The 21,782-nt window shown below is 71.0% G+C and carries 21 protein-coding genes; 8 read left to right on the plus strand and 13 right to left on the minus strand.

The genetic code is table 11. From position 1 onward, the window contains the following. Positions 1 to 65: 65 nt before the first annotated feature. The gene (locus ACFY8O_RS19765) at positions 66 to 626 is read left to right on the plus strand and encodes a bacterial proteasome activator family protein (protein ID WP_387904087.1); all 561 of its coding nucleotides are present in this window, start codon (positions 66 to 68) and stop codon (positions 624 to 626) included. A gap of 420 nt (positions 627 to 1,046) precedes the next feature. Here ACFY8O_RS19765 and ACFY8O_RS19770 read toward each other — a convergent pair whose 3' ends face one another. The 7 genes from ACFY8O_RS19770 to pdhA all read right to left on the minus strand — a co-directional run bounded on the left by ACFY8O_RS19770 (position 1,047) and on the right by pdhA (position 10,182). Further along, positions 1,047 to 2,033: an NAD(P)H-quinone oxidoreductase gene (locus ACFY8O_RS19770; protein WP_387904089.1), complete on the minus strand. Its 987-nt coding sequence runs from the start codon at positions 2,031 to 2,033 to the stop codon at positions 1,047 to 1,049. A gap of 119 nt (positions 2,034 to 2,152) precedes the next feature. After that, on the minus strand, positions 2,153 to 3,295 hold the full coding sequence (locus ACFY8O_RS19775) for a potassium channel family protein (RefSeq protein WP_145808234.1): 1,143 nt from the start codon (positions 3,293 to 3,295) through the stop codon (positions 2,153 to 2,155). Next, a complete protein-coding gene (locus tag ACFY8O_RS19780; RefSeq protein ID WP_387904552.1) occupies positions 3,253 to 4,884 on the minus strand; it encodes a molybdopterin molybdotransferase MoeA in 1,632 nt (543 codons plus the stop codon). Before ACFY8O_RS19780 ends, ACFY8O_RS19775 begins: the two co-directional genes overlap by 43 nt. A gap of 245 nt (positions 4,885 to 5,129) precedes the next feature. After that, complete coding sequence (locus ACFY8O_RS19785) at positions 5,130 to 6,005, minus strand: NTP transferase domain-containing protein (protein WP_387904092.1); 876 nt, start codon at positions 6,003 to 6,005, stop codon at positions 5,130 to 5,132. Positions 6,006 to 6,563: 558 nt separating this feature from the next. Beyond that, the gene (locus ACFY8O_RS19790) at positions 6,564 to 7,991 is read right to left on the minus strand and encodes a dihydrolipoamide acetyltransferase family protein (RefSeq protein ID WP_387904095.1); all 1,428 of its coding nucleotides are present in this window, start codon (positions 7,989 to 7,991) and stop codon (positions 6,564 to 6,566) included. Continuing rightward, positions 7,991 to 9,022, minus strand: coding sequence for an alpha-ketoacid dehydrogenase subunit beta (locus tag ACFY8O_RS19795; protein WP_145808227.1), 1,032 nt, complete (start codon positions 9,020 to 9,022; stop codon positions 7,991 to 7,993). The genes ACFY8O_RS19790 and ACFY8O_RS19795 overlap by 1 nt, the downstream gene beginning before the upstream one ends. Next, positions 9,019 to 10,182, minus strand: a complete 1,164-nt coding sequence (pdhA, locus tag ACFY8O_RS19800) for a pyruvate dehydrogenase (acetyl-transferring) E1 component subunit alpha (protein WP_387904098.1) — start codon at positions 10,180 to 10,182, stop codon at positions 9,019 to 9,021. Before pdhA ends, ACFY8O_RS19795 begins: the two co-directional genes overlap by 4 nt. A gap of 210 nt (positions 10,183 to 10,392) precedes the next feature. Between pdhA and ACFY8O_RS19805 the strand changes: the two genes are divergently transcribed. Further along, positions 10,393 to 10,914: an Lrp/AsnC family transcriptional regulator gene (locus ACFY8O_RS19805; protein ID WP_387904100.1), complete on the plus strand. Its 522-nt coding sequence runs from the start codon at positions 10,393 to 10,395 to the stop codon at positions 10,912 to 10,914. A gap of 8 nt (positions 10,915 to 10,922) precedes the next feature. Here the strand turns inward: ACFY8O_RS19805 and ACFY8O_RS19810 are convergent, their stop codons facing one another. Beyond that, positions 10,923 to 11,513 carry a TetR/AcrR family transcriptional regulator gene (locus ACFY8O_RS19810; protein ID WP_387904102.1) on the minus strand — a complete coding sequence of 197 codons (591 nt, stop codon included), beginning with the start codon at positions 11,511 to 11,513 and terminating at the stop codon, positions 10,923 to 10,925. A 123-nt stretch (positions 11,514 to 11,636) separates the two neighbouring features. Here ACFY8O_RS19810 and paaN point away from each other — a divergent pair, with 123 nt between their 5' ends. Continuing rightward, a complete protein-coding gene (gene paaN, locus ACFY8O_RS19815) occupies positions 11,637 to 13,337 on the plus strand; it encodes a phenylacetic acid degradation protein PaaN (RefSeq protein WP_387904105.1) in 1,701 nt (566 codons plus the stop codon). Between the two features lie 149 nt (positions 13,338 to 13,486). On the opposite strand, the gene ACFY8O_RS19820 is transcribed toward paaN, so the two are convergent. From ACFY8O_RS19820 to ACFY8O_RS19830, 3 genes are read right to left on the minus strand one after another with little or no spacing between them, the layout of a single operon-like run. Further along, complete coding sequence (locus ACFY8O_RS19820; protein WP_387904108.1) at positions 13,487 to 14,197, minus strand: TrmH family RNA methyltransferase; 711 nt, start codon at positions 14,195 to 14,197, stop codon at positions 13,487 to 13,489. Beyond that, the gene (locus ACFY8O_RS19825) at positions 14,194 to 15,465 is read right to left on the minus strand and encodes an HTTM domain-containing protein (protein ID WP_387904110.1); all 1,272 of its coding nucleotides are present in this window, start codon (positions 15,463 to 15,465) and stop codon (positions 14,194 to 14,196) included. The genes ACFY8O_RS19820 and ACFY8O_RS19825 overlap by 4 nt, the downstream gene beginning before the upstream one ends. Then, positions 15,462 to 16,340, minus strand: coding sequence for a DUF5819 family protein (locus ACFY8O_RS19830; RefSeq protein ID WP_387904554.1), 879 nt, complete (start codon positions 16,338 to 16,340; stop codon positions 15,462 to 15,464). Before ACFY8O_RS19830 ends, ACFY8O_RS19825 begins: the two co-directional genes overlap by 4 nt. 115 nt (positions 16,341 to 16,455) lie before the next feature. Between ACFY8O_RS19830 and paaA the strand changes: the two genes are divergently transcribed. The 5 genes from paaA to ACFY8O_RS19855 are packed head-to-tail and all read left to right on the plus strand — an operon-like array spanning position 16,456 to position 20,022. Further along, positions 16,456 to 17,484, plus strand: a complete 1,029-nt coding sequence (gene paaA / locus ACFY8O_RS19835; protein ID WP_145808214.1) for a 1,2-phenylacetyl-CoA epoxidase subunit PaaA — start codon at positions 16,456 to 16,458, stop codon at positions 17,482 to 17,484. Beyond that, on the plus strand, positions 17,481 to 17,771 hold the full coding sequence (gene paaB, locus ACFY8O_RS19840) for a 1,2-phenylacetyl-CoA epoxidase subunit PaaB (protein WP_145808212.1): 291 nt from the start codon (positions 17,481 to 17,483) through the stop codon (positions 17,769 to 17,771). The genes paaA and paaB overlap by 4 nt, the downstream gene beginning before the upstream one ends. Beyond that, a complete protein-coding gene (gene paaC, locus ACFY8O_RS19845; protein WP_145808210.1) occupies positions 17,768 to 18,469 on the plus strand; it encodes a 1,2-phenylacetyl-CoA epoxidase subunit PaaC in 702 nt (233 codons plus the stop codon). The genes paaB and paaC overlap by 4 nt, the downstream gene beginning before the upstream one ends. Further along, entirely contained in the window at positions 18,463 to 18,960 is a 498-nt protein-coding gene (gene paaD / locus ACFY8O_RS19850) for a 1,2-phenylacetyl-CoA epoxidase subunit PaaD (protein WP_387904115.1), read from the plus strand. The genes paaC and paaD overlap by 7 nt, the downstream gene beginning before the upstream one ends. After that, a complete protein-coding gene (locus ACFY8O_RS19855) occupies positions 18,961 to 20,022 on the plus strand; it encodes a 2Fe-2S iron-sulfur cluster-binding protein (RefSeq protein WP_387904117.1) in 1,062 nt (353 codons plus the stop codon). Between the two features lie 316 nt (positions 20,023 to 20,338). On the opposite strand, the gene ACFY8O_RS19860 is transcribed toward ACFY8O_RS19855, so the two are convergent. Next, entirely contained in the window at positions 20,339 to 20,683 is a 345-nt protein-coding gene (locus tag ACFY8O_RS19860; protein ID WP_387904119.1) for a rhodanese-like domain-containing protein, read from the minus strand. Positions 20,684 to 20,729: 46 nt separating this feature from the next. Further along, positions 20,730 to 21,737, minus strand: a complete 1,008-nt coding sequence (locus ACFY8O_RS19865; protein ID WP_387904121.1) for a J domain-containing protein — start codon at positions 21,735 to 21,737, stop codon at positions 20,730 to 20,732. Positions 21,738 to 21,782: the final 45 nt, after the last annotated feature.

Genomic DNA, 21,782 nt, shown 5'->3' on the forward strand with positions numbered 1-21,782 from the left:
GCGGGTGATCATCGCTTTCCGGGGGCACACCAAGGAGCAAGGCCGCCGTGCGAGACAATGGCGTCATGGAGATGCCGAGGAATGAACGGTCGCAGGAGCACCCCCAAGTCCTCGTAGTGGGGCAGGACGGAATGGCTATCGGCGGCGGTGGCAGTGGCAGTGGCAGTGACGACGAGTCGCGCGAGGTCCCTGTGACGGAGATGGTCGAACAGCCCGCGAAGGTCATGCGCATCGGCAGCATGATCAAGCAGCTTCTCGAGGAGGTCAGGGCGGCTCCTCTCGACGAGGCGAGCCGGGTCCGGCTCAAGGAGATCCACGCCAGTTCGGTGAAGGAACTCGAGGACGGCCTGGCGCCGGAGCTCGTGGAGGAGCTGGAGCGGCTCTCGCTGCCGTTCACCGAGGAGTCCGTCCCCTCCGAAGCCGAGCTGAGGATCGCTCAGGCCCAGCTGGTCGGATGGCTGGAGGGCCTGTTCCACGGAATCCAGACGGCTCTCTTCGCGCAGCAGATGGCCGCCCGCGCACAGCTGGAGCAGATGCGCCGCGCTCTCCCTCCGGGCGTCGGCCACGAGGACGAGGAAGGCCTGGCGGATCCGCACGGACCGGCACGCTCCGGCCCGTACCTGTAGGCCTGCTCCCCGCCCCGACCCGTCTCACCACCGAGGCCCGGCACACATCGCGTGTGCCGGGCCTCGCTGCGTTCCTGGCACGGCGGGAAAGGGTGAGGGCTGGTGGGGAGGCCGCTCACCTGGGCGCGACGCTCCCTTGGCGTTGCGTGGCCGCGCCTTCCTGCCGGCCTTGTCCTGCCGGCCTTGGCCGACGGCGGGACGAGGTGACCTCTCCGGAGCCCCGGGAACGGGCACGGCGGTCGGCGCGCTGCCGGCGGTCGTCCCCGCTCACCCGCCCTCGTCCCTCGGCTCGGCCGCTCGGGCGACGCGAGGTGCCCTGGCAGCGCGGGCCGCCCGGGCAGCCCGGGTAGCGCGGGCCGCCCGGGCCCGCTCAGGCGCCCGATTAGCGCGGGCCGCTCAGGCAGCTCGTGCTGCTCGGTGTCAGGCCTTCGGCGCGATGAGGAGAATCTTGCCGATGTGGCTGCTGGACTCCATCACCCGATGGGCCTCCGCCGCGTCCGCCATCGGCATCGTGCGGTCCACGATCGGCCGGACGACACCTCCTGCGATCAGCGGCCAGACGTGCTCGCGTACCGCCGCGATGATCGCGGTCTTCTCCGCGAGCGGGCGGGCGCGCAGCGAGGTGGCCGTGACGGCAGCCCGCTTGCTCAGCAGGGCGCTCAGATTCAGCTCGCCCTTGGCCCCGCCCTGAAGACCGATGATCGCCAGGCGCCCGTTCACGGCCAGGGCCCGTACGTTCCGGTCCAGGTACTTCGCCCCGACGATGTCGAGGATGACATCCGCACCGGCGCCGTCCGTCGCCTGGCGCAACTCCTCCACGAAGTCCTGCTCGCGGTAGTCGATGAGGATGTCGGCACCGAGCTCCTGGCAGCGGGCCAGCTTCTCGGGCCCGCCCGCCGTGACCGCGACACGCGCACCGACGGCCTTGGCGAGCTGGATCGCCATCGTGCCGATGCCGCTGGAGCCTCCGTGGATGAGCACGGTCTCACCAGGGCGCAGATGGGCCACCATGAAGACGTTCGACCAGACCGTCGCCGCCACTTCCGGCAGCGCAGCGGCGTCCGCCAGTTCCACACCCTCGGGTACGGGGAGGAGCTGTCCGGCCGGCACGGCGACCTTCTCCGTGTAGCCGCCACCCGCCAGCAGTCCGCACACCTCGTCGCCCACGGACCATCCGGTCACCCCGGGGCCGAGCCCGGTGATCCGGCCCGCACACTCGAGCCCGGGATAGGGGGAGGCCCCGGGCGGCGGGTTGTAGAAGCCCTGCCGCTGGAGGACATCGGCACGGTTGACCGCGCTGGACACGACCTCGACGAGGACTTCACCCTCGCCTGGTACGGGATCGGGGACCTCGGCCCATACGAGCGCTTCGGGGCCGCCTGGTTCGGGGATCGTGATCGCATACATGGCCGCGAGGCTACTCCGTGCGGACTCCCGGACAAGGGTGGACCTGCCTGCGCCGACCGCCCGGCCCTGAAAATCAAGGGCTCCCATGGACCTGCCCGCGCCGGCGGACGGCCCGGCGCCTAGCTGCGCTGATGAGGGTTCTGCGGAAGGCCCTGCGGGGACGTGTGGAGCGGGGAGGCGCGCACGATCGTGATGACCCGGTCCGTCAGCTGCAGCGGGCTGGCCGCCGGATCGTCGTACCCAAGCAGCCGGTGACCACGCAGCACGCTGACCACCAGGTCGTCGGTCTCCCGGACGTTCTTGCCCACCTCGGCCTTTATCACCGGACGTTCGACAAGATCGAGCCCGCTGCCCTGCTGGATCAGATCCTCCATCACCGTTCCCGCGCTGGGACTGAGGACGGAGAGGCCCAGGAGGCGGCCCGCCGCACTCGCGCTGGTGATGACGGCGTCTGCACCGGACTGCCGCAGCAGGGGCGCGTTCTCCTCCTCGCGCACGGCGGCCACGATCTTCGCACCCTTGTTGAGCTGGCGCGCGGTCAGCGCCACCAGGACGGCGGTGTCGTCGCGCTGGGTGGCGATGATGATCTGACGGGCCTTCTGGAGCTCGGCACGCAGCAGTACGTCGCTGCGCGTCGCATCACCCAGCACCCCCACGAAACCCTCCGCGTTGGCCGCCTCGATCACCTTCCCTGCCGGGTCGACGATGACGATCTGTTCCTTCTTGAGACCCGTCGCACAGAGCGTCTGGATGGCCGAACGGCCCTTCGTGCCGAAACCGACGACAACGGTGTGTTCACGCAAGTTGCTTCTCCAACGGTTCAGCCGGAAGTCCTCCCGGGTCCGTTCCGTCAGGACCTCGAGGGTGGTGCCGACCAGGATGATCAGGAAGAGCACGCGAAGCGGCGTCACCAGCACCACGTTGACGAGCCGGGCAGTATCACTCTGCGGAACGACGTCGCCGTAACCGGTCGTCGACAGAGTCACCGTCGCGTAGTAGACGGCGTCGAGGAAGTCGACCTTCCCATCGGCGTTGTCGTGGTAACCGCCCCGGTCCGCCCAGACGATGAAGACCGTGGTGGCCAGCACCGTGAGTGCCATCGCGAGTCGCTTGGCCACCTGACGTAGCGGTCTGTCCACGACACGGCGTGGCAGCAGCACCCGAGTGGGTACGACGTTCTCGTCTGCGCGCCTGGCCATCGCATCGTGGCCGGGAAGTTTCACGTGAAACACCCTTCCGTCCACGGCGTCGCCGAGGCCCACGGTAGATCGAGGATCTCCACCTCGGTGCCGGACCGTACCCCGCCGGGCGGCACCACGGCCAGCCCATCGGCGGCGGCGATCCCGCGCAGCATCGCGGGGCCGTTGTAATGCAAAGGCACAACCTTGTCGTCGCGGTGGACTACAGGGACGAGTCGTGTGTCGTGCGGGTGGCCGTGTACCTCTTCATGCGCGGGCGCGCTGTACGGACTCTGAGGAGACCGGCCGGCCAGTCCCCTGAGCAGAGGTTCTGCCAGCGTGAGCAGGCCGGAGACCGCCGCGAGCGGATTGCCCGGCAGGCCCACCAGGCAGGGGCCGTTCGCCGGGAGCCTGGCCAGAAGCATGGGGTGGCCGGGGCGTACGGCCACTCCGTCGACCAGCAACTCGGCCCCGATCCGCTCCAGGACAGGGTGAACATGGTCCACAGGACCGGCGGCGGTCCCGCCCGTGGTGAGGACGAGGTCGGCGTGCGAGGTGACAAGGGCGTCGTGGAGCGCCTCGGCGTCGTCACCGAGGCGCCTGGGCTCGGAGACCTCCGCGCCTAGAGCGTGGAGCCAGGGGCCGAGCATCGGGCCGAGTGCGTCCCGGATCAGCCCCTCGCGCGGCAGCCCCGAGGTGAGCAGCTCATCGCCGAGAACGAAGATGTCCACGCACGGACGGGGTACGACGACGAGCGCGTCGTACCCTGCGGCAGCCGCCAGCCCTTGCACAGGCGGGGTCACCACCGTCCCGACGGGCAGCAGCTCGTCCCCGGAACGGCACTCCTGGCCGCGCGGCCGGATGTCCTGCCCCGGCACGACGTCGCGGGTCGCGTGCAGCAGCCCCCTGGCCTCGTCGAAGTGCGCGTGCTCGCTACGGATGACGGCGGTCGCATCCGCCGGGATGCGGGCGCCCGTGGCGATCCGTAGCGCTTCCCCGTCCGGCAACGGTTCCACGGCTCCTCGCCCGGCGAGCAGGCCTTCACCTTGTTCCACGACCCAGGGCCCAGGTCCCGCGACGACCCAGCCGTCCATGGCCGAGGTGTCGAAGGAGGGGAGATCGGTGAGAGCTACGACCGCTTCGGCCAGCACGTGCCCGAGCGCCCGGTTCAGGGGGAGCCGGTGGGCGGCAAGGGGGGCGCTGCGGCCGAGCGCTTCTGCCAGGGTGCGCGCACGGGCCCAGGCGGTGGCCGGGGTCCGATGGGCGGGCCCGGCGGGGGACGAGCCGGTGAGGGACGAGCCGCCGGGGGACGAACCGGCGGCCGACGACCGCCCGACAGAGCCGGGAGGATCAGCGGGGCCAGCCGTGCCGGGAATGCCGGCCAGGCCGGGGGTGCCGGGGGCGCCGGCTGTGCCGGAGGTGCCGGGAGCCTCAGCGCCGTGGGCCGCACGACCCGGCATCGCGGTACCTGACACCGCAGAGCCCGAAGCCGAAGGGCGCGAGGTCGTGGCTCCCGAGGGGCGCAGGTCATCCGAGGGGCCGGGGGCCGAGGGACGGGAATCCGAGGGGCGGGGGCTCGCCGCCGCGCCCGGGTTCGCCACCGCGCCCGAAGGTGCGGGGGTTGTAGGTGCGGGGCCGGGTGGCGCTGTGCCTGGGGACGGCTCCATGCGCATGCCCGGGTCCGGCGGCGTGGGCACGGAGGCGGGGCCGACCGTTCCGTTCCGGCTCGCCGTAGGACCAGCATCCTGCGGCTGACGACCGACCAGAGCCAATGCCTGCTCGACGGCCCGTTCCTCCTCAGCGGCCTGCTCCGCCTCGGCAGCGCGCTTCACCTCGGCGGCGCGCTTCACCTCGGCGGCGCGGCGCGCTTCGGGCGTATCGACCGGCGCCGCTGCCTCAGCCTCACCACGGGGAGCTGTCATGGCGTTCCGGAGCCGCTGCCCGCCCCCGTTTCCTCCTCCCACCGGAGCGCGAGGGCGGTGGCCTTGCGGGATGCCTCCGCCACCGCTTCGGCTGCGGCCTCCGGGCTCAGGCCGCTGCTGGCCTTGGCCGCGGCGTACCCCACCAGGAAGGTGGTCAGCGGCGCGGCGGGCCGGGCGACGCCGTGGGCGGCATCACGGGCGAGGTCGAGCAGGACGCCGGTATCGACGTCGAGTTCGATGCCCAGTTCGGTCTTGACTGCGGTGATCCATTCGTCCAGCACAGTCCCATGCTCCCTGATCCGCGCCCTTGCGGCACCAATGTCTTCCCAGGTGTCGCAGTCGAACGAAGCGAGGGGCCCCGCCTCGACCCGGTCCAGGTCCAGCTCGGCGGTCAGCAACCGCAGCGGAAGCCCTGCCAGGCTGCCGTGCTCGGTGGCCAGAAGGGCGAGCTCGCGGCGAAGCGGCTCCGCTCGGTACGCCGCGACCAGCGGCTGATCCCGGCCGTCCGGATCGACGCACAGCGCGCCCTCCCGGCCTTCGGCCCGACTGGCGTCGAGCAACGAACGGACCGTCGCCTCCCCCAGGAACGGCAGGTCCGCGGACAGCACCAGGACGCTCTCCGCACGCGTGTGCCGGACCCCGGCCCCCAGCGCGGCCAACGGTCCTCCGCCTTCGGGCACTTCACGCGTCCAGGTGACCGGACGGGCTGTGGGTCTGCGCCCGCCGACCACCACGGTGGACCCGGCGTCGGCACACGCCGCGAGCACCCGGTCGAGCAACGCTCGTCCACCCACACGGAGCCCCGGCTTGTCGGCTCCCCCGAGGCGCTTCGCAGCCCCGCCGGCAAGAACGATGGCGTCATACGCGGTCATGCCCCCGAGTATGCGGGCCGCCTCCTCACCTCGATCCCCTGGGGACCGAAGTCATGGTCTTCGCCCTGTGACGGCAGCGGCCCGGGCTGAGCTGCCCGCTGCTCGCGGTGACCCAAGTCAGCCCCGTCCAAAGCCCGGGGGTGCCCCAGTCAGCTCCGTCCAGGGCCGGGCCCCGGCCCCAGCCCCGTCCAAGGCCCGGCCCCGGCCCCGGCCCCGGCCCAGTAGGCGTGGCCGTCGGCCAGGCTTTCGGCCCTGTGACGGACTCTGCCTTGAACCGCCACAGCAAGCCCACCCCGTCACAGGGTGCGGCCATGGCCCCGCAGGGACCCGGCCAGGCTTTCCCCGGCCAGGCTTGCGGCCCCGTGACGGACGGGGCCCCGGACCACCACGAGGACCCCGCCCCGGGGTCCCAGCCGCGCCACACCGAAGCCCGAGCCACCGCAAGGGCCGGCCCCGGGCCCGTCCCCCGTCACAGAGCGCGGCCCCGAACCACCCGGTCCGGCCTCGGTGCAGGACGAGGCCTTCCTCATCACGTCCGGCTCATCAGGTCCGGCCTCGTCACAGAGTGCGCAACAGCAACGCCGGCTGCTCCACACAGTCGGCCACGTACCGCAGGAAGCCACCCGCCGTTCCACCGTCACAGACCCGGTGATCGAAGGTGAGGGAGAGCTGGACGACCTGGCGGACCGCCAGCTCGTCCCTGTGCACCCAGGGCTTGGGCACGATCCGCCCGACGCCGAGCATGGCCGCCTCCGGGTGGTTGATGATCGGCGTCGAACCGTCGACACCGAACACCCCGTAGTTGTTCAGCGTGAACGTCCCGCCGGTGAGCTGCGCCGGGGTCAGCTTCCCGTCACGGGCCGCCTCGGTCAGCCGGGCGATCTCCGCACCGATCGACTCAGCGTTACGCGTGTGCGCGTCCCGTACGACCGGCACGACCAGGCCTCGGTCCGTCTGAGCGGCGAAGCCCAGATGCACCCCGGACAGCCGCACGATCTCCCGGGCCTCGGTGTCCACCCGGGAGTTGAGCTCGGGGAACCGGGTGAGGGCGGCCGTGCAGATACGGGCCAGCAGGGCCAGAACCGACACCTTCGGTCCGGTGACCGAGCTGCCGGCGGCGTTCATCGCGGCCCGGGCCGCCATCAGTTCGGTGGCATCGGCATCCACCCAGCAGGTGGCCTCTGGGATCTCCCGCCGACTGCGCGCCAGCTTGTCGGCGACTGCGCCCCGCACCCCACGCAACGGGATGCGCTCCTCGTCCGTCTCCTGTACCTGCCGGGCCGCCGGCGCCGCTTCAGCAGCGCGCTCCTCGTCCGTCGCGCTGATCGCGGACTCCACGTCGGTACGCAGGATGAGGCCGTCCCGGCCCGTGCCGACGATCTGCCTGAGGTCGAGGCCGTGTTGCCGCGCCAGCTTCCTCACCAGCGGGGAGATGACGGCGACGGGTCCCTGCGCCGATGCCACATCAGGGACCGATGCGGATGCCCGGGCAGGAGCCGCTGTGGGGGTCGGCCCTCCGGCCGCCCTGCCCGACGCCGTCTCGCCGGAGGATGTCCCGTCCGAGGACGGCACACCCGTCGACGACGTGCCCGTGGACGACACCGGGGCGGGCCGTACCCGTCGGCGCCGAGCGGCCGGCGCGCCCGTGCCGTACCCGACCAGCACGTTGCCGGACGTCCCACTGTCCGCGTCCGCGTCCGCGCGCCCTCCGGCGACGGTGTCTCCCGACTCCGGCGCGACGGACCCGACCGCCACCGTCAGCAGCGGTGCACCGACCGGCAGCTCCGTGCCTTCCGCACCGAATCTGGCCGTGACCACGCCCCCGTACGGGCAGGGAACCTCCACCATGGCCTTGGCCGTCTCGACCTCGACGACCGGCTGGTCGATCACCACGACGTCGCCGACCTCCACCAGCCAGCGAACGATCTCGGCCTCGGTCAGTCCCTCACCGAGGTCCGGCAGCTTGAATTCGAGCACGTGCGCCATCAGCTCTCGGCCTCCCACTGAAGACGGGCGACGGCGTCGAGCACCCGGTCCACGCCCGGCAGATGGTGCCGCTCCTGCATGGGCGGCGGGTAGGGGATGTCGAACCCCGCGACACGCAGGACCGGAGCCTCCAGGTGATGGAAGCACCGCTCCGTGACCCGCGCCGCGATCTCGCCGCCCGGGCCGCCGAAACCGGACGACTCGTGGACGACCACCGCGCGTCCGGTGCGCCGGACCGAGGCGGTGACGGTCTCGTCGTCGAACGGCACCAGCGACCGCAGATCGACCACCTCGAGATCCCAGCCCTCGGCCGTGGCCGCCTCTGCGGCTTCCAGGCACACCGGCAGGGACGGACCGTAGGTGATGAGCGTCGCGCTGCGGCCGGGCCGCCGGACCACCGCCCGGCCGATCGGCTCGACGTCGGCCGGCGCGTCCGGCGACCAGTCGGCCTTCGACCAGTAGAGCCGCTTCGGCTCCAGGAAGACCACCGGGTCGTCCGAGGCGATCGACTTCCTCAGCAGCCCGTAGGCGTCCTCGACGGTGGCCGGCGTGACGACGTGCAGACCGGGAGTCGCCATGTAGTACGCCTCCGAGGAGTCGCTGTGGTGCTCGACCCCGCCGATACCACCGCCGTACGGCACCCGCACCGTGATCGGCAACGGCATGGCGCCCCCGGTACGGTTCCGCATCTTGGCGACATGGCTGATCAACTGCTCGAACGCCGGATAGGCGAAGGCGTCGAACTGCATCTCCACGACGGGCCGCAACCCGTACATCGCCATCCCCACGGCCGCCCCGAGGATCCCCGCCTCGGCCAGCGGGGTGTCCGTGCAGCGCTCGTCGCCGAACTCCTTCGCCAGGCCGTCGGTGACACGGAAGACCCCGCCCAGCGTGCCCACGTCCTCGCCGAGGACGTGCACCGCCGGATCCTCCGCCATCGCGTCGCGCAGGGCGCGGCCGAGAGCCTGCGCCATCGTCGCCGGTTTGGCGCGGCCGGTCCGCTCACCGGTCGCCGCCGCAACCGTGCTCATCGTCCGCCCTCCGCGCCCTGCTCGTCGTGCCCGCCGTGCTCCGCGTCCAGCTCGGACCGCAGCCGCGCGGCCTGCTCACGCAGCTGCCCGGTCTGCTCGCCGTAGACATGGGTGAACAGGTCCATCGGGTCGAGCACCGGATCGGCGTTCATCTGCTCGCGCAGGCCCGCCGCCATCCGCTCCGCCGCTTCCCGCACCTTCTCGGCACCTTCCTCGTCCAGCAGTCCGCGCCCGGTCAGCTCGCGTTCGAGCAGGACGATCGGATCGTGGGCGCGCCACGTCTCCACCTCGCTGTCGACGCGGTAACGGGAGGCGTCGTCGGCGTTCGTATGGGCGTCCATGCGGTACGTGACCGCCTCGACCAGCGTCGGTCCTCCGCCGCGCCTGGCCCGCGCCACGGCCTCGCTCAGGACCTGGTGCGTCGCCGCCGCGTCGTTGCCGTCGACCAGCCGACCCGGCATGCCGTAGCCCACGGCCTTGTGGGCGAGGGACGGCGCGACCGTCTGCTTGGCCAGGGGTACGGAGATCGCGAAGCCGTTGTTCTGCACGAGGAAGACCACCGGCGCCTTCCACACGGCCGCGAAGTTCAGTGCCTCGTGGAAGTCGCCCTCGCTGGTGCCGCCGTCGCCGACCATCGCGAGCGCCACCACGTCGTCGCCCTTGAGACGAGCCGCGTGCGCCAGCCCCACGGCGTGCGGCAACTGGGTGGCCAGCGGGGTGCAGAGAGGCGCGATGCGGTGCTCACGCGGGTCGTACCCGGTGTGCCGGTCCCCGCGCAGGAGGGCCAGTGCCTCCACCGGGTCCAGGCCCCGCGCCACCGCGGCGAGGGTGTCGCGATAGCTGGGGAAGAGCCAGTCACGATCCTCCAGCACCAGCGCCGCCGCGATCTCGCAGGCCTCCTGGCCGGTGCTCGACGGGTACACCGCGAGCCGGCCCTGCTTGGTCAGGGCGGTGGCCTGTGCGTTGTACCGACGGCCGCGCACCAGCTCCGCGTAGAGCCGGAGAAGCAACTCGGGATCGGCGTCGGCCGCGGCATCCGTACCGAGCACGCGGTACGGCTCGGGGTCCGGGAGCAGCGGCGCGGGGTCGGTGAGCGGCTTCCAGGCCGGGGGCGGCGTGGGCCGGTAGGCGGCTGCGCCGGGCAGCTCTTGGACCGTCATGACAAGCACCTCCTGGCATCGGGTGAGAACGAGGGGCGTCGATATCCGCGGGGATGTCCGCGTGTGGACGGGCACCGGTGTGGCGTGCCTCACCTACCGATTGTTCGGTCGCGGGCGCAATTTGGCTACAGGCGCCTCCAGCCTGTGGACAAACGGTTATCCACAGCCTGAGATAGAGGCAGGTCGTCCACAACAGGGAGGCGCGGGCAGATGGCAGCTGAACAAATGGCCGACCCGGTGGGGGATCCCGCCCGCACGCCGCCCGCACGACCGCTGGACTCCACCGACCGGGCGATCCTGCGCATCCTCCAGACGGATGGCCGCGCGTCGATACGGGCGGTCGCCGAACGTATCCACGTGTCGCGGGCCAACGCCTACGCCAGGATCAACCGGCTCGTCGAGGACGGTGTCATCCGCGGCTTCAGCGCGCGCGTGAACCACGAACGGGCGGGACAGGCCGCCTCCGCCTACATCACGCTGAAGATCGTCCAGAACTCCTGGCGCACCGTGCGCGAGCAGCTCCAGGCGCTACCGGGCGCCACCCACATCGCACTGGTCAGCGGCGACTTCGACGTCCTGCTCCTCGTGCACACACCCGACAACCGGGCGCTGCGCGAGCTGGTCCTGACCCGGATCCAGGCCATACCCGAGGTGCTGTCCACGCGCACCCTGCTGGTCTTCGAGGAGACCGACCTGGGCCCGCGCCCGGACCGCCCGTCCGATCTCGCCTGAAGCCGGGATCAGCCGGCCCGCATGCCTTCGAACGCGAGCTGCACGACCGTGTCGGCGAGCTGATCGGCCTCGGCGGACCCGCCCGGCTGCGGGCGGTACCACTCGACCAGCGAGTTCACCATTCCGAACAGCAGCCTGGTGGCCAGGCGTATGTCCACGTCGGCCCGCAGGTCCCCCTCGGCCACCGCCGCCTTGAGCAGGTCGGACACCCTCTGGTCGAACTCGCGCCGCCGCTCGAGGGCCCAGCGTTCCGTCTTCGTGTTTCCGCGTACACGCAGCAGCAGCGTGACGTAGGGCAGCTCGTCCATGAGCACCTCGACCGTGCGGCGCGTGACGTACTCGACCCGGGCGATCGCCCGCCCCTGTATCGCCCCGGCCTCGTCGAGGATGCCGAACAGGCCGTCGATCGCCCGGCTCACGGCCCGACTGAGCAGTTCCTCCTTGCCCGCCACATGGTGGTAGATGGAGGACTTGGAGATGCCGGCCGCCTTGGAGAGGTGCTCCATCGACGTACCGTCGTAGCCGCGCTCGTTGAAGACACGGACGGCAACGCCGAGGAGTGTCTCCGGGGTGTATGTGTCCCGCTTGGCCGTGGTCATGACCGCGATCCTCCCCCATGAGTTGTCCACAGGTTCCCTGGGGCCCCTTGTCCCGACCGATCGTTCGGTTACTCTAACTCCGTCCGCACATCCCTGCCCAGCTCGACGAGGAGTTGGTCCGTCATGGCCGCCGCGCTTTCCCCTGAGAAGCTGTCCGACACCCACCGCACGACGCTCGACCAAGCCCTCGACGCGATTCGCACGCGCGCCTACTGGTCCCCGCACCCCGAGCACCCGAAGGCCTACGGCGAGGGCGGGCTCGCCGGCAGCCTCGGGGCCGCGGAGGGCAAGGCCGCCTTCGATGCCGTCCTCGGCACCCGCCTGGACCTCGGCCAGCCCGGCACCGACGGCTGGACCGGCGGGGAGGTCTCGCCGTACGGACCGGAGCTGGGCGTCGAGTATCCGCACTGCGATCCGGACGTCCTGCTGCCCGCGATGAGCGCCGGCATGGGCTCCTGGCGAGCGGCGGGTCCCGAGACGAGGGCGCTGGTCTGCCTGGAGATCCTCGCCAGGATCAGCGCGCGTACGCACGAGCTGGCCCACGCCGTGATGCACACGAGCGGGCAGGCATTCGTGATGGCGTTCCAGGCGGGCGGACCGCACGCCCAGGACCGCGGCCTGGAAGCGGTGGCGTATGCCTACCAGGAGCAGACCCGCACCCCGCACACCGCCGACTGGTCCAAGCCGCAGGGCAAGCGCGACCCGCTCCAGCTGCGCAAGTCCTACACGGCGGCGGGACGGGGCATCTCGCTGCTGATCGGCTGCAACACCTTCCCCACGTGGAACGGCTACCCAGGTTTGTTCGCCTCGCTGGCGACCGGCAACCCCGTACTGGTCAAGCCGCACCCGCGCGCGGTCCTGCCCCTGGCGCTCACCGTGCAGCTGGCACGCGAGGTGCTGTCCGAAGCGGGCTTCGACCCGAATCTGATCGCGCTGGCGGCCGAACACCCTGGCGAGGGCATCGCCAAGACGCTCGCGGTGCGCCCCGAGATCAAGATCATCGACTACACGGGGTCCACCGCGTTCGGTGACTGGCTGGAGGCCAACGCACGTCAGGCCCAGGTCTACACGGAGAAGGCCGGCGTCAACACGATCGTCCTCGACTCCACCGACAACTACCGGGGCATGCTCTCCAACCTGGCCTTCTCGCTCTCCCTGTACAGCGGCCAGATGTGCACGACCCCGCAGAACCTGCTCATTCCGCGTGACGGCATCACGACCGACGCCGGGCCCAGGTCCTACGAGGACGTGGTGACGGACATCGCGGAAGCGGTGAACGGCCTCCTGGGCGACGACGCACGGGCTAACGGCCTGCTGGGTGCCCTGGTCAACCCCGACGTGAAGGCTCGCCTGGAAGGGGCAGCGGCCCTCGGTGATGTCGCCCTGGCCTCCCGCCCGGTGACCAACCCCGACTTCCCCGAGGCTGTCGTACGCACACCCGTCCTCGTCAAGCTGGACGGCACCAAGCCCGACGACGACGCCGCGTACCTCTCGGAGTGCTTCGGTCCGGTCGCGTTCGCGGTCGCCGTCGACTCGACCGCCGACGCCCTGGCCCTCCTGCGCCGAACGGTCCGTGAGAAGGGCGCGATGACCGTCGGCGCCTACACCACGTCCCCGGAGGTGGAGCGCGCGCTCGAGGAGGTCTGCTTCGACGAGTCGGCGCAGCTCTCGCTGAACCTCACCGGTGGCGTCTATGTCAACCAGACGGCCGCCTTCTCCGACTTCCACGGGTCCGGCGGCAACCCGGCGGCCAACGCGGCGCTCTGCGACGGGGCCTTCGTCTCCAACCGTTTCCGGTTGGTGGAGGTCCGCCGCCAGGCCTGACGCGAAGGTCGGCCTGTGGGCACGCGGCACGTCCGGTGGAGCGGGCTTCCGCTCCACCGGTGACCGCGCCCGGGCCTGGGTCACCGCGCCCGCGGATCCTCACCCGGCTGACCCTCGAAGCCGGTTCCGCGCCCCGGGGTGGCCGCCGGTCAGCGGGCGGGCGGCTCCGGGATGTCCGCGTACTTCTGCACCCAGGCATGCATGGCGATGGCGGCGGCAGCCCCCGCATTGATCGACCGCGTCGAGCCGAACTGCGCGATCGAGCACACCATCGCGGCGTGCTTGCGCGCTTCCTCGGTCAGCCCTGGCCCTTCCTGCCCGAACAGGAGCACACAGCGGCGCGGCAACTCGGTGCGCTCCAGCGGCACGGCCCCGGGCAGGTTGTCGATCCCGATGATCGGCAGCCCTTCGGCTTCCGCCCAAGCCGTCAGATCCGCGGTGTCGGGGTGGTGACGGACGTGCTGGTAGCGGTCGGTGACCATCGCCCCGCGCCGGTTCCAGCGGCGGCGGCCCACGATGTGGATCTCCTTCGCCAGGAAGGCGTTGGCCGTCCGCACCACCGAGCCGATGTTGAAGTCATGGCCCCAGTTCTCCACCGCCACGTGGAAGTCGTGCCGCCGCAGGTCGAGGTCGGCGACGATGGCTTCCCGCGTCCAGTACCGGTAGACGTCACTCACATTGCGCCGGTCACCCGCGGCGAGGAGCTCGGGGTCGTAGCGCTCACCTTCGGGCCAGGGCAGCGGATGCGGCCCCACTCCGACCGGTTCGCCGTACCCGTCGTCGTACTGGAGGGGTTCCGCGGACGGATCGGGCGCCGCTGCGGCCTGGGGATCTTCTGTACTGCCGGTCTCGCTGCTCACCCGACGAGCGTATGGCCACCGCCGCCACCGCCGCGCGGGGCCTCCTCCTCGTCCGGGTCCGCCCGCCGTTGCCCCGGCAGACGCAGCCTGCCCGCGGCAGCCGGGAGCAGCCGCTGCCGGGCGAGCGTGACCCTGCGCCCCAGCCACACCAGGAAGACCGTCGGCAGGAAGACGGCGTCCGCGGCGATCATCGCCATCGAGAAGAAGGGGAGTCCGAGCAGAAGGGCGATCCCCGCGTGCTCGCCGATCATGACGACCAGCAGGACGTTCTTGACCCGCCGGTTGAACAGCGTGAACGGGAAGGCGACCTGCACGATCACCGTGGCGTACGTCAGCACCATGACCGCCAGTGCACTGGACGAGAGAAGCCCCGAGAGCTCGGGCCACGGCGTGAAGTAGTCCAGTTTGAGCGGGTAGTAGAGGGCTGTTCCGTCCTGCCAGCGGGAGCCCTGGATCTTGTACCAGCCGGCCGTCGCGTAGATCAGGCAGACCTCGGCCATGATCACGAGGAGCGCGGCGTTGTGGGCGAGGTTGGCCACCACGTCGAGGAGGGCCCGCAGCTCACGGTCCGGCGCGTACCTGTTCAGCGCCCACCAGGCCCCGTTGCCGAGCCACAGGGCCCACAGGAGGGACGGCAGCCACCAGGTTCCGCCGAGGCCTCCCGTCAGCGTGCCCGGCAGGAGGACGGCCCCCAGCACCACCCACAGGACCGGCCCCACGACGTCCCGGGAACGCGACCCTTCCTGCGCGTGGCGGGCCGCGTTCCGTGCGGCACGGCGCGCGTCCAGAGACCAAACCCGAGCGCAGCGCGTCAGCATCAGGTAGATCGCCATCAGATGGATGACGTTGTCGCCGCCGTCGCCCATGAAGATGCTGCGGTTCTGGAGGGAGAGGACCCCGGCCATGAACACCACGGAGGTCGCGCGGGTCCGCCAGCCGGCCATCAGCAGCGCCGCCGAGACCAGCGTCAGCGCGTAGACGGTCTCGAACCAGAGCGCGCTGTCCGACCACATGAGGACGGTGAAGGCGTCGTTGTTGCTGATGAGCCGGCGGGCCATGTCCCAGCGCCACGGGCCGTCCGGGCCGTACAGCTCGTGCCGGTGCGGCAGCTCGCGCAGCAGGAACAGCAGATACGTGGCGGAGACACCGATCCGCACGACGGCGCTCTGATGGGTCCCGAGCGGCAGCGAGCTGATGCGCTGGACGGCCTCGGCGAGCGAACGGCGGCCTGATCCGGCCCTGCCCCGGATCTGCGCGGTGGTGCTCACTTCCCCGCCCTCCCGCCCTGCGGTGCCGACGCCCGGTCCGTCGCCGACGTCTCCGGGAGATCGGAGGGCGTGACGGTCCACCACGGGAGCACCCGGTAGTCCGCCCGGGTGCTGATCTTCTCGTCGCTCCACGCCGGAGCGCCGACCGAGCGTACGGCGGACCGCACCTGGATGCGCTCGACCTTGCCGCCGTGGTCGCCTTCGAGGAGGCGCAGCATCACGATGCGGCGGATGTAGCGCTCGGAGAGCTCTCCGCGCAGGCCGTTGGGACGGTTCTCCCCGTCGTGCGACCCCGTGTAGAAGTCCCAGGCGCGCCGAAGCTCGTTCTGGTCCACGTGGCTGGGGAAGAAGTTCCCGCGTATCGCCGCACCGTCCTGCTGCGACAGATTGATCCATCCGGTGGTGGTGCGGCCCTCGACACCCCAGACCTCGGCGCGTGCGTGGACCGAGATGTTCTGCTGCAGCGGGTTGGGGGCGAAGAGCTTCCAGTTCTGCTCGAACTCGGGGTAGACCCAGTCGTCCACCACCTCACCGTGCTGCTTCGTCAGCGTGTTGGACGGCGCGACGTGCAGGAAGATCACGGCCAGATGGCCGACCGCCAGGAGCCCGATGACGGACAGCGCCAGCGCCGCCACCACCTGGTACGGAAGCGAGAGGGCGGCCATGCCGCCGCCCGGGACGACGTCCGGCGCAGGCCCTTCGACGGTCTCCGGCGGTGGCACCTGGGCTGCTGGAGGGCCCGGAGCACGGGTCCGGGCGTCAGGTATGCCCTCGGGATCGAATCCCTCGTCCTGATCGGCGTACGAGCGGCTCGTCACACCGGGCCAGGCGGACTTCTTCTCGTTTTCGGTGCGCCCACCGCGGTCCGCGTCCATCCCGCCCCGATCACCGTCGATCACCGCTCAGTTATCCACAGGGTTGACACCCTACGGGCCTGCGACCCACCATTGAAGTCAAGGAACCGAACGATCGGTCGGTAGGGAGCCCGGGATGGCGGCAGTGACTGCGGACCAGACGACGCAGAGGACGGCAGGCACCACGGAGGCGTCGGACGAGGCACGCCTGGCGGCGTTCGACGCCGCCGTCGCCGCGGACGACCGGATCGAGCCGCGTGACTGGATGCCCGACGCGTACCGGGCTTCGCTCGTCCGCCAGATGGCCCAGCACGCCCACTCCGAGATCATCGGCATGCAGCCCGAAGCCAACTGGATCACGCGGGCACCCTCGCTCCGCCGCAAGGCGATCCTGATGGCGAAGGTGCAGGACGAAGCGGGCCACGGGCTGTATCTGTACAGCGCCGCGGAGACCCTGGGCACCAGCCGCGAGGAGATGCTGGACAAGCTGCACGCCGGTCGGCAGCGCTACTCCTCGATCTTCAACTACCCGACGCTGACCTGGGCGGACGTCGGAGCAATCGGGTGGCTGGTCGACGGCGCCGCGATCACCAATCAGGTGCCTCTCTGCCGCTGCTCCTACGGCCCGTACGCCCGGGCGATGGTCCGCATCTGCAAGGAGGAGTCCTTCCACCAGCGCCAGGGGTACGAGCTGCTGCTCGCCCTCAGCCGGGGCACACCCGCACAGCACGAGATGGCGCAGGACGCGGTGAACCGCTGGTGGTGGCCCTCCCTGATGATGTTCGGCCCGCCCGACGACGCCTCGGCCCATTCGGCGCAGTCGATGGCCTGGAAGATCAAGCGGCACTCCAACGACGAACTGCGCCGCCGCTTCGTCGACATCTGCGTCCCGCAGGCGCAGGCGCTCGGGCTCACCCTCCCCGACCCGGACATCCGGTGGAACGAGGAGCTGGGGCAGCACGACTACGGGGCGATCGACTGGACCGAGTTCCAGGAGGTCCTCAAGGGCAACGGCCCCTGCAACGAGCAGCGGCTCGACCAACGGCGCACGGCTCACGAAGAGGGCGCCTGGGTCCGCGAGGCGGCAGCGGCCTACGCGGACAAGCACGCGGCACGGCCCGGTACAACCGGACCGGCCGCCCAGCCAGTGGAGGCCACCGCATGACCAGCTCGACCGACTGGCCCCTGTGGGAGGTGTTCGTGCGCTCCCGGCGCGGACTGTCCCACACCCACGCCGGCAGCCTGCACGCGCCGGACGCCGAGATGGCCCTGCGCAACGCGCGCGACCTGTACACCCGGCGCTCGGAAGGCGTCTCCCTCTGGGTGGTTCCCTCGACGGAGATCACCGCCTCCTCGCCCGACGAGAAGGACTCGTTCTTCGAGCCCGCGGGCGACAAGCCCTACCGCCATCCCACCTTCTACGAGATCCCGGAAGGGGTGAAGCACCTGTGAGCGCGGCCCTCGCCCTCGGCGACGACGCACTGGTGCTCTCGCACCGCCTGGGGGAGTGGGCCGGACACGCCCCCGTCCTGGAGGAGGAGGTGGCCTTGGCCAACATCGCCCTGGACCTCCTGGGTCAGGCCCGGATGCTCCTCTCCTTCGTGGGGGACGAGGACGAGCTGGCCTACCTCCGCGAGGAACGCGCCTTTCGCAACGTCCAGTTGGTGGAGCAGCCGAACGGCGACTTCGCCCACACCATCGCCCGCCAGCTGTACTTCTCCGTCCACCAGCATCTGCTGTACGAGCAGCTGGCCTCCGGCGACGGCGAGTTCGCGGATCTCGCCGCGAAGGCCGTCAAGGAAGTGGCCTACCACCGGGACCACGCGGAGCAGTGGGTCCTGCGACTCGGCGACGGGACCGCGGAGAGCCATGAGCGCATGCAGCGCGCGCTGGACGCACTGTGGAAGTTCACCGGTGAGCTGTTCGAGCCGGTCGAGGGCATCGATGTGGACCGCGAATCCCTGAGCGCCGGTTGGCTGGCCGCCGTGAGTTCCGTGGTGGAGCGTGCGACCCTGACCCTCCCGGCCGGCCCGCAGACAGGTGCCTGGACGGCCGGAGCGGGTCGGCAGGGCCTGCACACGGAGCCGTTCGGGCGCATGCTCGCCGAGATGCAGCATCTGCACCGCAGTCATCCGGGGGCGTCATGGTGACCGAGACCCCTCTCGAAGCGGAGCTCCACCGGCTGGCGGGGTCGGTGCCCGATCCCGAGCTGCCGGTACTCACCCTCGACGAGCTCGGCGTGCTCCGCGGTGTGCGGGCGGACGAGCCGGGCAAGGTCACGGTGCGACTCACTCCGACGTACACCGGCTGTCCTGCCATCGAGTCCATGTCCAGCGACATCGAGCGCGTGCTGCACGACCACGGCGTCGCGGAGGTCTCCGTGGTCACCGTGCTCGCACCGGCATGGTCGACGGACGACATCAGTGACGAAGGACGCCGCAAACTGGCGGAGTTCGGCATAGCACCGCCCCGGCCCGGTGGCGGAGCGGGCGGGCCGGTTCCCCTCACGCTCTCGGTCCGCTGCCCGCACTGCGGTTCCACGGACACGGAGTTGCTGAGCCGATTCTCCTCGACGGCGTGCAAGGCACTGCGCCGCTGCGTGGCGTGCCGCGAACCCTTCGATCACTTCAAGGAGTTGTAGATGTTCCATCCGCTCCGGGTCAGCGCGATCGAACGGATCACGGACGATGCGGTGGCCGTCACCTTCGCCGTGCCCGCCGAGTTGCGCGAGACCTTCCGCCACAGACCCGGCCAGCACCTGAACGTGCGCTACCGCATCGACGGCGAGGAGATCCGGCGGTCGTACTCGATCTGCGCGCCCGCCGCGGAGCAACCGGCCGTTCCCGCCCTGCGGGTGGGCATCCGCATGGTCGACGGCGGGGCGTTCTCCACCTACGCCCTCAAGGAGCTGGCCGTCGGTGACGAGGTGGAGGCGATGCCTCCGATGGGCCGCTTCATCCTCGACCCGCGGCCCGGCCACTTCGCCGCGATCGTCGGCGGCAGCGGAATCACGCCGGTGCTGTCCATCGCTTCGACCCTGCTGGCGCGGGAGCCCGGGGCGCGCTTCTGCCTGATCCGCAGCGACCGTACGGCGGCCTCGACGATGTTCCTCGACGAGGTGGCCGAGCTCAAGGACCGCTACCCGGACCGGTTCCAGCTGGTCACCGCGCTGTCCCGGGAGGAACAGGCGGCCGGGCTCCCTTCCGGTCGGCTGGACCGCGAGCGGCTCACCGGGCTGTTGCCCGCGTTGCTGTCCATGCCCGACGTGGACGGCTGGTTCCTGTGTGGGCCGCTCGGCCTGGTCAAGGGGGCCGAAGATGCGCTGCGTGAACTCGGCGCCGACCGGTCGCGCATCCACCAGGAGATCTTCCACGTCGCCGACGAAGGAGCGACCCGGCCTCCTGTGGTCCAGGGCGAAGCGGCTGCGGAGAGCACGCTGACAGCGACGCTGGACGGCAGGTCGGGGCGCTGGTCGGTCGTGGCGGGCGAATCGCTGCTGGACACCGTCCTGCGGAGCCGCGCGGACGCTCCCTACGCCTGCAAGGGTGGAGTGTGCGGAACCTGCCGCGCCTTCCTGGTCGCGGGCGAGGTCAGGATGGACCGCAATTTCGCGCTGGAACCGGAGGAGACCGAGGCCGGGTTCGTGCTTGCCTGCCAGTCGCACCCCGTCACGCCTGAAGTGGAGATCGACTTCGACCGCTGACCGCTGCTGCTGACCTCGTCGGGCCCGACGTGCCGACCCGGCGGGCCCGGAGACGACCAAGCGACAGCCCGCAGACCTCACGCAGTCGGGATAAGCCCTCGCACGCGGGACGAAAAGCGAGAGGAGCGGCAGCCGATCCTCGCGGGCGCGACGCCAACGCCCTGGGAACCGCCGGGGGAGCAGGCACCGGGTTCCGCGCCTGCCGGGCACCGGGTTCTACGCCTGCCGGGTACCGGGTTCCGCACCTGCGGGGCAGCCTGAGCGGGCGCCGGTAGTCCTCGTCCCCCCGTGCGGCCTCGCCTCACCCGCGCGCCCGTCAGAGGACGAAGGCCGAGTTCCCGGTGTCCGTGACCATCGGACGGCCCGCGCCGTCCCATGCCAGCATGCCGCCGTCGACGTTCACGGCATCGATGCCCTGCTGCACCAGGTACTGAGTGACCTGGGCGGACCGGCCTCCGACCCGGCACATCACGTGCACACGCCGACCGTCGTCGGCCGCCTCGGTCAGTTCACCGAAGCGGCTCACGAAGTCACTCATCGGAATGTGCAGCGCGCCCTCGACGTGCCCCGCCGCCCACTCGTCGTTCTCCCGGACGTCCAGCACGAAACCGTCCGACGGAACCGCCGCGGCGTCCACCGAGGGCAGCGGAGCGAAATTCATGGGTCATGCCTTCTCTCGTCGATACGCACCAGGGCCGTCGGAAACGCTACTGCACCAGGCCCGCGAGCTCGGCCTCACGCTCGGCCACGGTGGCCAGGAGCTGCTCGCCGACGTCGTCCAGCAGCCGGTCGGGGTCGTCCGGCGCCATCTTCAGCATCGACCCGATCGCGCTCTCCTCCAGCTCCTGCGCCAGAACCGTCAGCAGTTCCTTACGGCGGCTGAGCCACTCCAGCCGCGCGTAGAGCTCCTCGCTCTCGCTCAGCATCAGCTCCGGCGCCACCGGCCCGGCCTCCCACTCGGCGGCCAGTTCCTTCAGCAGGTCCACGTCGCCGCGCCCGTAAGCGGCGTTGACACGAGCGATGAACTCGTCCCGCCGTGCCCGCTCCTTCTCGTCCGGAGCGAGGTCAGGATGCGCCTGGCGCGCCAGCTCACGGTAGAGCTTGCGCGCCTCCTCGCTCGGCCTGACCCTCTTCGGCGGCCGGACGGGCTGTTCGGTGAGCATGGCCGATGCCTCGGGCGAGAGGCCGTCCGAGTCCATCCAGTCGTGGAAGAGCTCTTCGACGCCAGGCATCGGCATGACGATCGCACGCGCCTCCTGCGCCTTGCGCAGATCCTCTGGATCGCCGGTACGCGCGGCCCGCGCCTCCGCGATCTGCGCATCGAGCTCGTCCAGCCGTGCGTACATGGGACCGAGCTTCTGGTGGTGCAGCCGGGAGAAGTTCTCCACCTCGACCCGGAACGTCTCGACCGCGATCTCGAACTCGATCAGTGCCTGCTCGGCAACCCGGACAGCCCTCGCCAGCCGCTCCTCGGGCCGGGGCGCGCTCCCGTCAGCTGCCGCAGCCGTACCGCCCACGGCACCGGCGGCGCCTCCGGCCGGCTCATCCCCTGCCCCGGCACCCGCTACAGGCCCCGCCTGTGTCGCGCCGTCCGGAGCCGCTCCCAGATCAGCCTGAGACGCCTCCTGCGCACGCTGCGGCTGTTCCTGGCGGTCCTGGTCCTGCCGGTCTTCGTCGTTCCGGGTGGTCGGCACCCCGGCGGCTTCGTGGGTCACCCGTCCAGCGTATGGCCATGCCCCGACCTGTGAGGACACACGGTG

Origin of the sequence: Streptomyces argenteolus (assembly GCF_042902585.1) — a bacterium.
In the GTDB taxonomy this organism is placed as follows: domain Bacteria; phylum Actinomycetota; class Actinomycetes; order Streptomycetales; family Streptomycetaceae; genus Streptomyces; species Streptomyces argenteolus.

Bases quoted from the DNA above. Each gene is read 5' to 3' on its own strand.
- ACFY8O_RS19765 (WP_387904087.1), top strand. From the start codon at position 66: ATGGAGATGCCGAGGAATGAACGGTCGCAGGAGCACCCCCAAGTCCTC.
- ACFY8O_RS19770 (WP_387904089.1), bottom strand. From the start codon at position 2,033: ATGTATGCGATCACGATCCCCGAACCAGGCGGCCCCGAAGCGCTCGTA.
- ACFY8O_RS19780 (WP_387904552.1), bottom strand. From the start codon at position 4,884: ATGCGCATGGAGCCGTCCCCAGGCACAGCGCCACCCGGCCCCGCACCT.
- ACFY8O_RS19785 (WP_387904092.1), bottom strand. From the start codon at position 6,005: ATGACCGCGTATGACGCCATCGTTCTTGCCGGCGGGGCTGCGAAGCGC.
- ACFY8O_RS19790 (WP_387904095.1), bottom strand. From the start codon at position 7,991: ATGGCGCACGTGCTCGAATTCAAGCTGCCGGACCTCGGTGAGGGACTG.
- ACFY8O_RS19795 (WP_145808227.1), bottom strand. From the start codon at position 9,022: ATGAGCACGGTTGCGGCGGCGACCGGTGAGCGGACCGGCCGCGCCAAA.
- pdhA (WP_387904098.1), bottom strand. From the start codon at position 10,182: ATGACGGTCCAAGAGCTGCCCGGCGCAGCCGCCTACCGGCCCACGCCG.
- ACFY8O_RS19805 (WP_387904100.1), top strand. From the start codon at position 10,393: ATGGCAGCTGAACAAATGGCCGACCCGGTGGGGGATCCCGCCCGCACG.
- ACFY8O_RS19810 (WP_387904102.1), bottom strand. From the start codon at position 11,513: ATGACCACGGCCAAGCGGGACACATACACCCCGGAGACACTCCTCGGC.
- paaN (WP_387904105.1), top strand. From the start codon at position 11,637: ATGGCCGCCGCGCTTTCCCCTGAGAAGCTGTCCGACACCCACCGCACG.
- ACFY8O_RS19830 (WP_387904554.1), bottom strand. From the start codon at position 16,340: ATGGACGCGGACCGCGGTGGGCGCACCGAAAACGAGAAGAAGTCCGCC.
- paaA (WP_145808214.1), top strand. From the start codon at position 16,456: ATGGCGGCAGTGACTGCGGACCAGACGACGCAGAGGACGGCAGGCACC.
- paaB (WP_145808212.1), top strand. From the start codon at position 17,481: ATGACCAGCTCGACCGACTGGCCCCTGTGGGAGGTGTTCGTGCGCTCC.
- paaD (WP_387904115.1), top strand. From the start codon at position 18,463: ATGGTGACCGAGACCCCTCTCGAAGCGGAGCTCCACCGGCTGGCGGGG.
- ACFY8O_RS19855 (WP_387904117.1), top strand. From the start codon at position 18,961: ATGTTCCATCCGCTCCGGGTCAGCGCGATCGAACGGATCACGGACGAT.
- ACFY8O_RS19860 (WP_387904119.1), bottom strand. From the start codon at position 20,683: ATGAATTTCGCTCCGCTGCCCTCGGTGGACGCCGCGGCGGTTCCGTCG.